Origin of the sequence: Microcoleus sp. OTE_8_concoct_300 (genome assembly GCF_031383065.1) — a bacterium.
Taxonomy (GTDB): Bacteria; Cyanobacteriota; Cyanobacteriia; order Cyanobacteriales; family Microcoleaceae; genus Microcoleus.
The window spans coordinates 1-1,320 of sequence record NZ_JANMZH010000346.1 but is presented as its reverse complement, the minus strand read 5'-3'; the positions used below and the strand labels follow the sequence as shown (position 1 = coordinate 1,320).

Annotated in this window: 1 protein-coding gene; it reads left to right on the top strand. The window is 44.2% G+C overall.

Annotation, left to right across the window (positions count from 1 at the left end):
- Positions 1–1,095, top strand: a 1,095-nt coding sequence (locus tag ACUVJL_RS15670) for an alkaline phosphatase D family protein (protein ID WP_445246689.1), incomplete at its 5' end; no start/stop codon positions are given.
- Positions 1,096–1,320: the final 225 nt, after the last annotated feature.

Genomic DNA, 1,320 nt, shown 5'->3' with positions numbered 1-1,320 from the left:
GATGACCACGAACTCACGAATGATTTTGCCGGCGGTGCAACACCTAGTGAGTCGCCGCAAAAAGAAGGAATTTTCGGGACGGGGGGAGGCTTTGTCAATGATACGCCTGTATTTGACACAGCTTTACAAGCATTTCAAGCCTACAATCCCGTGCGAAATGATTTTTATAGAAATACAGGCGACTCTCGCACTGCTAACGAGCAGAAACTTTATCGCTATAATACCTTCGGCAGTGATGCAGCTACATTTGTGTTAGACTTGCGCTCTTTCCGAGATAATTCTTTGAAAAGTATTGCGGAAACTTCCGACCAAGCTACTGTTAATAAGTTTCTCAATGATGCCTTTGCGCCGAATCGCACGATGTTAGGCGGGGCGCAACTTCAAGACTTGAAAAATGACTTACTGAAAGCTCAACAAAATGGTATCACTTGGAAGTTTATTATGTCAAGCGATCCGATTCAAAATTTTGGTATTCCGGTTGCAGGCGATCGCTGGGAAGGTTATGCTGCTGAACGAACAGATTTGCTGCGTTTCATCAAAGAAAATAACATCAAAAATGTGGTTTTTGCGACGGGAGATTTTCACGGATATGTCGTGAATAATGTCACCTATCAAGAAGCCGCAGGTCAGCCGCAAATCCCTACGGATGTTATTGATGTAATGACCAGTCCTGTTGCTATTCAGTTGAACATCGGGCAAGGGCCGTTTGCCGCCCCCTTTGGTCCGGCAACAGTTGCTTTTACGCCCACTGCCTTGCTGCCACAATCGGAAAAAAATCGCTATAATTCATTGCCGACAAGGGAAGAAAAAGATGCCTTTGTTCGCAATATTCTGGATACTCGGACAGCGCCGCTAGGGTACGATCCAGTTGGTTTGGAAGGTTCTGGGATTGACGCTAGACTGATTCAAGGAGAGTATTTAGGAGTGCATACCTACGGCTGGAATGAGTTTGAAGTTGCTCCTGAGAGTCAGCAGTTGCGGGTAATAACTTATGGTATTGAACCTTACACGCAATCGCAACTTGATGCTAATCCCACTGCGATTATCAATCAAAAACCGTTTATTGTCAGTGAGTTTGTTGTTAATCCTAAGTGATGAAATAGACTTCTTGCAAAAATATTCAGGCGATTGAAATCGCGGTGACACAAACTAAGTCCGCCTAGGCGGACTTTCCAATGATAATTATGGTGATTTGTGTCCTAATTTGGTAGCTATAATTTTCGGAACTGTAAAGTTTTATGGTTTAGTTTGTGGTTCCCACTTACAGATAGACGCTGGTTTGAGCGGGCAAGTTTTGGGAGCGATAGGATTTCCGCTGAG